Annotated in this window: 5 protein-coding genes and 1 tRNA gene; 3 read left to right on the forward strand and 3 right to left on the reverse strand. The window is 46.0% G+C overall.

Annotated features, from left to right (window positions below):
- Positions 1-611: 611 nt before the first annotated feature.
- The gene (locus tag F0364_RS22365; RefSeq protein WP_153800046.1) at positions 612-3,038 is read right to left on the reverse strand and encodes a hypothetical protein; all 2,427 of its coding nucleotides are present in this window, start codon (positions 3,036-3,038) and stop codon (positions 612-614) included.
- A gap of 422 nt (positions 3,039-3,460) precedes the next feature.
- On the opposite strand from F0364_RS22365, the gene F0364_RS22370 reads away from it, so the two are divergent.
- A tRNA-Pro gene (locus tag F0364_RS22370) sits at positions 3,461-3,534 on the forward strand.
- A gap of 543 nt (positions 3,535-4,077) precedes the next feature.
- On the opposite strand, the gene F0364_RS22375 is transcribed toward F0364_RS22370, so the two are convergent.
- Positions 4,078-4,374 (reverse strand): hypothetical protein, encoded by a 297-nt coding sequence (locus tag F0364_RS22375; protein ID WP_153800047.1) that lies wholly within the window; start codon positions 4,372-4,374, stop codon positions 4,078-4,080.
- A gap of 225 nt (positions 4,375-4,599) precedes the next feature.
- A complete protein-coding gene (locus F0364_RS22380; RefSeq protein WP_153800048.1) occupies positions 4,600-5,064 on the reverse strand; it encodes an Hsp20/alpha crystallin family protein in 465 nt (154 codons plus the stop codon).
- A gap of 488 nt (positions 5,065-5,552) precedes the next feature.
- Between F0364_RS22380 and F0364_RS22385 the strand changes: the two genes are divergently transcribed.
- Entirely contained in the window at positions 5,553-5,834 is a 282-nt protein-coding gene (locus F0364_RS22385) for a co-chaperone GroES (protein WP_153800049.1), read from the forward strand.
- Positions 5,835-5,866: 32 nt separating this feature from the next.
- Positions 5,867-7,495, forward strand: a complete 1,629-nt coding sequence (gene groL / locus F0364_RS22390; RefSeq protein ID WP_153800050.1) for a chaperonin GroEL — start codon at positions 5,867-5,869, stop codon at positions 7,493-7,495.
- Positions 7,496-8,181: the final 686 nt, after the last annotated feature.

The raw sequence follows: 8,181 nt of genomic DNA on the forward strand, positions 1-8,181 counted from the left end.
ACACTGCGGGTAACGTCCGTTTTTGCCGCCAATATTAACGTGAAACATCCCGATGGTTCGCAGCCTCCTTGGGGGGTTACGTGTCTGGCACCTATGGGTGGCAGACACTGCGGCCTGTTTAGGCTCTAATCGCACAGTCCACAGGCAATGTCATTAAAAAGAAAATCAGGAGTTTTCATCATTGCCCGGAGGGCATAAATAATAATAGCCCCGGGTGTAACCCGGGGTTAAAGAATGAATCACCCGGCAACCCTGTAAGCGTTGAATACGCAAGAGATTCAACCCCGCAGGGGTTGGGCAGCCTTCGTGCTTTAACCCCGGTTTGCAACCGGGACTATTCATAGTAAAGCCTTTAGTTCGTGAGTGGTGAGTGGTGAGTAGGGGCATTCCGCTTCGCCCTTTCATCATTCAAAATTCCTTGTTCCTTGTTCGATATTCCCTACCCGGGTCTGAAAAGCTGCCCAATGATATGAACGATGAAGTGCTTGATTATTATTTGTTCTTTCACTGAAAGACCAAATAATAACAAAACCATGTTTGCAACAGGCGATGCCATGAAACTCCATAGCTGGTATCATAAAAAATTTGGCGCAAGCCAAAGGCTTAACTGTTTATTCTGCCACCTGCTCCATGTGTACAAAACGGCCATCTTTGGTTACACCTTCCACAATAACGCGGAACCTGTCGGTGATGTCGTTATTATAAAAGCTAAGGCGTACCCTGTGATTTTCTTCAGTGGTTAACACGTAAGGGTTCCAGTAAATGGTAGAACGCACATCGGGCAAGTCGTTCTTTTCGTTAAAAGTGGCATAGTCCGGAGAATAAAACTCCTTCATGTTAGAATAGCCCCAAACCAATTTGTATGGCAGGCCTTTACCGGGTTCGCTTTTTGTTTCTCCACCCTTTTTGGTGTAAATAGCGATGGCGCCGCCGGAGCCGCCGCCAAAACCGCCAAAGAACGGCGGCGTAAACACTTTTACATACGCCACATCATTCATATTAATGGAAGAGATCATGCTGGGGTCTGTATTCATTTCGTTTAAGAATAGCTGCGGTGTGCCGCCACGCCAGGTAAGACTGGGCTGGCCGGTGGGGTTGCTTATCTGCAGGCCGGCAACCCTGCCCTGCAGGTAAGTAAATATATTCATAGAGCTGCGGGCAACGGGGTCGTTACTGATATCGAAATCCCGGGAGTTACCACCCCTGAACAGCCCAGAAGTGTACTGCTCATCCAGTATTTGCAATGCAGATTTTGTTTTGGCTTTTACCGTAACCCCTTCCAGTGTAGTGCCTTCCAGCAGTTTTTGCAGGCGGTCCTGTTCATCCGCAAAATATTTGGCACGGGCACTGCCGGTAGTATCGTTCATCAGGTAGGCAAGGCCACCTTTATCCAGCTTAATCTTTTGCGGAGATGGCAGAAAGCCACCTTCAAAGCGCACTTCGGCCGCTGTTTCCAGCCTGCGCCCTTTGCTAAACTGGTAGTAAAGCTTCAGGGAGTCGAAGAATATAAAACTGGGGTCCTGGAAAGTGCCATCGCTTTTTACAGGCAGCATCAGCAACTGGCGGGATGAATCTTTGCCCTGGCTTATCACGTACAGGTCGCCGGCTTCCCTAAGTTCTGAAGGGGTGGCGCCGTACACTTTACCGCGAAGGCTCATGTAAGCGGTATCCTGCGGGTACTTAATAGCAGGCAGTTGGCCTTTTACCAGCTCATCCCATTTAAACCTGCGCCAGCCGTTGGTAAGCATAACATAATCCAGGTTAGCCGCCAGGGAATCGGTATTGCCGTTACCAAAATAATACCAGGGGTTATGGATATAGCCCTTTAACTCGCTGCCCAGCAACAGGTGGGCCACCAGGTTGCTGCTGCTGTCTGGCGTTACCCCTGCATCTGTTACTGCAACGGAAAGGTTAGCAGTAATTGTATCGGGCAGGTCAATTTCAAGGGTGCTTTTTCCACGCTTGCCAAGGTCCAGCAGGTAAAAATCAAGGCCGGGCGTAAACACAGCATCGTTGTTGCTTACAAAGCAAATACGTTCTGCAAGCGGGGTATAATTATCATCAAACAGTGTTATTTGTAAAATACCGCTGGGCAGTTGCTCAGTAGGTATGGCGCCGCCGATGGCCGTTGTTTCCTCCAGCTTTACATTGGCTTTGTACACCAGGTTTTGGTGCATGGTACCTATTATGTGCAACGCCTTCATGGCAGCAGGCGCATTTTCTGACCGCTTAATTAAAAAGTTCTTTTTGCTGCCACTGCCTGCAATGGTAAGCGTGGCACCGGCAGGTTTAGCTGCAGGCAGGCTGGTTTCGTAGGCATTGTTTTGCTCGTCAGTCCACCTGGCTTTGTAAGAGGCTCCCGGCGCAACGTCAAGCATAAAGGTGCCCATACCATCGTGAACGCTGTTAAACCTGGCCACAGTTTCGCCCTTTGCGTTAACAACCGTGCCCTTTACCTTAACCGGCAGGCCATAATCGTTCACCGCTTTAAAAGCAACCTTGCTCTGGATGGTTTCCACCAAATCTCCCCCTTCAGGAAAAAAGCGCAACGTGGTTTTTTGTTTAACAACGGCTGGCGTAGCGGCAGCTATCGCTTTTTTAGACGCTACCCGTATGTCTTTATTAAAAAGGAAAGCGGTATCAAAATTCAGCATCCATTTGGTGTAGGCACGCACATGAATTATTTTGCCGGCAAACGTTGCAGGTATATCAAACTGCCCCCTGGCGGAAGCTTCAATAATGGGGGCTGTACCATGCAGCAGCACATTACCGTCGGCATCCGTCCAGTCTATATAAAAGTTTTTGCTTAGCTGCGATGGTTCTATGCCCGCCATCAGGTAAGCTTTGAACCAAATAGTTTCGCCGGGGGAGTACAAACCTTTGTCAAACTGCAAATACATGCGCTCCTGCTGGTATTCAGTGCCATACAGGCTCAAAGCTGTATCCAGTGGTGTTTGGCTTTTCAGGGTATTAAAAACGGCGGAAACGAACAGCAGGATAGCAATGATTGTAAACTTGCGCAACACAGGTTTCAGCATACTATATTATTTGCAAGGTTTTAGAAAGCAATAAAAATAAAGCGATTAGCTTTTAAAAGCGCAAACTTAACAAAACAACAACCTATTATTGCTTGTGCAGGCCAAAACAAGATTTGTACGGCAGGCTAAGAGGCTGTTATAACCTGCTGAGGTAAGATTTTGGGGATGCACCTCGGGCCGGGCAGAACTGCGTTGGCAATTACTTCGCCACAGGGCCGCCGCACAAGGCTTCAGCGGAGTAACCGCTTTAATCCGTTACAAACAGGCTTTGCAGACATCAAAGAAACCAAAACAGCCCTGTTCATATACATAACACTGCCCTATAAAGCTGAATATCTTTGGGTAATCAAGAATTAATTTACCACAATTTTGCTGTACAAACCGAAACCCTTACTTTTGCCACCCGTTAACCAAAAACGGCCCGGGAAGTAGCGCAGGCCGGTAGCGCACCTGGTTTGGGACCAGGGGGTCGCAGGTTCGAATCCTGTCTTCCCGACATTTATAGTTTTACCTTAATGGCTATCAATACATATTGATAGCCATTTTATTTTGAGCGTAAAATAATCCATTCCTAACCGTTTAATCAGTAAGTAGTGGTCACGGGCACATGTAAAGCTTTAAGCGGGGTGACCCAGTAAAGCCGGGCTGCTGCCGGAGCAACGTAAGAGGCTTGCATAACATGGTTGGCCAAGGTAAACCTGACTTCGTTTCTTGTAATTTAGTGACATAATTGAGCCACTGTAACCGAAAGCAACGCAGGTTTTTTTCAGATGAACAATTTTAAACGATACAAATACACAGTTTAAAGATGAATCTTTAAATGTTTACCGCACTATGCCGAATAGCATACAAGGCCATGAAGAGTGCGACGCAACCTGGCCTCATAGTAGTAATTCAGTTTGGCTCATAAAGAAAATAAAACACAATGCAATGCTAATGGTAAGCAGTAAATTGTAAGTTGGAATGAGTACTGCTAAAAAGCTCATCCAGGTAGATTCTCAAAGCTTTGCTGATATTCTTTCAATAAGACAATCTCCATTCAGTCAGCAGCCTTATGTAAAGTAGCTGCTTTAAAAATTTCTGCTGTGATCGTTTTACAATTGTCGGCCAATTCCGTTAATGTGCAGCCTATCACTTTAAGGTTTACAGGCAACCCGTTACGTGTTTCCATAAGTTCCAGCAGTAACATGTAATCTTCTTTTACTTCGGGATCTCCTTTCAGTTTGTTGAAAACCTGTTTTGCTATATCGGCATTACAGCCAATATAAAATTTTCCGAAGCTCTCAAAGCCTTCATCTGTTTTGGCACTTATCAAAATGTAAAATGTTGTTGTCATATTCCATTTTGGAGTCGGGTTAAGTTGTGCATTGTTATATAGGCCCACACGTACAAGGCTATTCTGCAAACTACACTCAAATGCCGGAAAACGGCAGCGGATAACAGCCTATGTAGGGCAAAAATCAGGATGGTGAATTGTTTGCTTAAGGAAACTTTACCCATGCCGGAGAAACATTAAATAAGGCGGGATGCATATCCCGCCCGGGTAAGTAAACCTGCAAACTTAATTTACAGTAATGTTCCGGGAGATTTTCCGGCTTTTTTCATTTTTGGGAAGGCTGATATAAAGTATACCGTTGTCGTACCGGGCAGTCAGTTTCTCAGCATCCACACTGTCATCCAGGCTAAAACTCCGGCTGAACGACTGCTGCCGATATTCTCTTTTTAGCCAGCCATCGTCGGCTTCCTTTTGCTGCTGCTCTTCTTTGTGTTCAAAGAATATTGTAAGGCTGTCTCCTGTAACCTGTAGATGAAAATCCTGCTTGTTCAGTCCCGGAGCAATCAATTCCATTTCGTAAGCCGTTTCAGTTTCCCGGACATTCACGGGAACCCGCTGGCTAACGTTTAACCGGCCAGCGCCCCAGAAGTCATCCTCAAAAAAACGGGCGAGATTGTTTTGGAAGATTTCGTCAACAACACTTCCAAAAGTTGCCGGTTGGGCATTTGTTTTTTTCATGATGTTTGCCATAATTCCTCCTTTTTTAGTGAAAATATTTCAACAACCATGGTACCAAACTGAGCAGCCAGGATTTTTTGACATTTTACCTGTCCCAAAGTCAATCCAACTGTAAAATTTTCAGTAACCTTAATTACATTCTTAACCAATCTGATGGTGCTATTTAAGTGCTTGACTGATTACTATAAATAAGTTTGCGCTTTGTATACAGGATTTCGCCTGACTTTTTATCTCGTTTATACTTTTTAAGAATGAATGCGTTTTAACCGATACCATTATATCGTTTCGTCTCATCAGAGCTGAAACTTTGTCTGCATTTAGTTGTCTTTATCAATTGAACGCCATAATAATACACAGTAATTTAATGCATGACAAAGCTTGAACAATAACTGACAAAAAGTTCTATTGTAACCCTCTGGCATAGCAGTTGACCGGGCGAAAAATGTAGTGTAATCACTGTGATTACGCCAATTTTTTGTAAACCAATTCAATTACATTTTATGGCCAACAATCTGCAGACAACACCACTTCATGACCGGGTTATTGTAAAGCCCGCACCCGCCGATGAAAAGACAAAGGGCGGCATCATTATTCCAGACACAGCCAAAGAAAAACCTCAAAGGGGGATAATCCTGGCAGCAGGCCCCGGTAAAAAAGATGAACCGCTTACCGTTAAATCGGGCGATACCGTTTTGTACGGAAAATATGCCGGTACAGAATTGCAGATAAACGGAGAAGCTCTGTTAATCATGCGGGAATCGGACATTCTTGCCATCATTTAACCAAATGTGTTATCACCACAAAAAATTAAATCATGTCAAAGCAACTTTTCTTCCAACTTGACGCAAGAAACAAAATGAAAAGAGGCGTTGATGTACTCGCCAACGCTGTTAAAGTAACGCTTGGTCCCCAGGGACGCAACGTAGTAATAGAAAAAAAGTTTGGTGCACCTGCCATCACCAAAGATGGCGTTACTGTAGCCAAAGAAATTGAACTGGAAGACCCGATAGAAAATATGGGCGCCCAGATGGTAAAGCAGGTAGCTTCTAAAACAGCAGATGTTGCCGGCGACGGCACAACGACGGCTACCGTTCTGGCCCAGGCCATCATTCAGGAAGGATTAAAAAACGTGGCCGCAGGCGCTAATCCCATGGACTTAAAGAGAGGTATTGACAAGGCCGTGGAGGCCATTGTTAACAACCTGAAACAGCAATCTCAAACTGTAGGTAGCGATACACAGAAAATTCAGCAGGTGGCCACTATCTCCGCGAATAATGATGAGACTATTGGAAAGCTGATAGCTGAAGCTTTTGCCAAAGTGGGTACGGAGGGTGTGATAACCGTGGAAGAAGCCAAGGGAACTGATACCACAGTGGAAGTAGTGGAAGGGATGCAATTTGACCGGGGTTATATTTCTCCCTACTTTGTCACCAACACCGAAAAGATGCAGGCTGAATTGGAAAATCCGTATATCCTCATCTATGACAAAAAGCTGTCAGCAATGAAAGACCTGATCGGTATCCTTGAAAAGACTGCGCAAACCGGCCGGCCGCTCCTGATTATTACCGAAGACCTGGAAGGCGAGGCCTTGGCGACACTGGTGGTCAACAAGATCCGCGGTACTCTAAAGGTGGCCGCAGTTAAAGCCCCTGGCTTTGGCGACCGCAGAAAAGAAATGCTCCAGGACATTGCTATTCTTACCAACGGAAGGGTAATAAGTGAAGAGCAGGGCTATAAACTGGAAAGTGCAGATTTGACTTATCTTGGTTCAGCGGAGTCTGTTACCATTGACAAGGACAATACTACCATTATCGGTGGCCATGGCGACAAAGATGCTCTCTCTGCCAGGGTTAGCCAGATTAAGGCCCAGCTTGAAAATACCAGTTCGGATTACGATCGGGAAAAATTGCAGGAAAGGCTGGCTAAACTTAGTGGCGGTGTAGCAGTACTCTATGTGGGTGCAGCTACAGAAGTGGAGATGAAAGAGAAAAAGGACCGTGTTGATGACGCCCTGCATGCCACCCGTGCGGCAGTACAGGAAGGTATTGTTCCGGGAGGTGGTGTTGCCTATATAAGAGCCATTGAAACATTGAGCGGGCTAAAAGGCCTGAACGAAGACGAATCCACCGGTATAGCCATCGTTAAACGTGCAGTAGAAGAGCCCTTACGGCAAATTGTATATAACTGCGGCATCGAAGGCAGCGTGGTGGTGCAAAAAGTTCGCGATGGAAAAGGAGATTATGGCTTTAACGCCAGGACTGAACAATATGAAAACCTTTTTGAGGCTGGTGTGATTGACCCAACAAAAGTGACCAGGATAGCCATTGAAAATGCCGCATCCATTGCAGGCATGCTCCTCACAACAGAATGCGTGGTAGCTGACAAACCTCAAAAAGAACAACCTTTGGCAGCCTCACCGGCAACCCATGGAATGGACTATTGATAGCTGAATAATGCCACCGGCATTGCTATTTTATAAAGGCCCGCACAATGCCAGGTGCGGGCTTATTTATTGGGCGGCGGACGCGAAAACCGCCAATTAACAGGTCAATCATTTAGCTGTACCGTGAAAGCCATACCACTTTATTGGCTCATCGTAAAAATGCTTACCAGCATTACATAAAATTATTGAAAGAAGATATGGGGCTTTCGGTTACAGTATTTCATTCGGCTATAGTCCCGGCTTTTCACTGCAACTCCGCCACCCGCAGCGCTGCATTCCCATTCAAGGCCCCAGGGCGTGGCGGGGTTTCCGTTTCAATCTGGCAGCCCAATGTCATTAAGTTAAGCTGTCAGCCTGAGCCTGTCGAAGGCGGCTTGGTGAAAAAGCGGCTTGCATAACCCGGTTTCGACAAGCTCAACCTGACATTCGTTCCTTAACTTAATGACATTGTCCGGCAGCCAGTCAGGCTTTACCGCGATACCCCGGTTATGGCTTTACGGTCATCCCTGATGTTTTGGATGGCGAGGAAAGTTAAATGGAGATGCCTGACATGTAGAAATTTAATATCGTATACGCTGGCTATGGGCAGTGATTAAATGAAAACAGTATAGACCGGAGATATTGGGGGTGCCCCCAAGCTATCGCAAGGGGTCGGGCTTTCCACTGCAACTCCGGCACAAAAGCCT

It is taken from the genome of Foetidibacter luteolus, from assembly GCF_009650435.1.
Classification (GTDB): domain Bacteria; phylum Bacteroidota; class Bacteroidia; order Chitinophagales; family Chitinophagaceae; genus Foetidibacter; species Foetidibacter luteolus.

Coding starts and splice junctions, on each gene's coding strand:
- F0364_RS22375 (WP_153800047.1), bottom strand. CDS start 4,374: ATGACAACAACATTTTACATTTTGATAAGTGCCAAAACAGATGAAGGC.
- F0364_RS22380 (WP_153800048.1), bottom strand. CDS start 5,064: ATGGCAAACATCATGAAAAAAACAAATGCCCAACCGGCAACTTTTGGA.
- F0364_RS22385 (WP_153800049.1), top strand. CDS start 5,553: ATGGCCAACAATCTGCAGACAACACCACTTCATGACCGGGTTATTGTA.
- groL (WP_153800050.1), top strand. CDS start 5,867: ATGTCAAAGCAACTTTTCTTCCAACTTGACGCAAGAAACAAAATGAAA.
- F0364_RS22365 (WP_153800046.1), bottom strand. CDS start 3,038: ATGCTGAAACCTGTGTTGCGCAAGTTTACAATCATTGCTATCCTGCTG.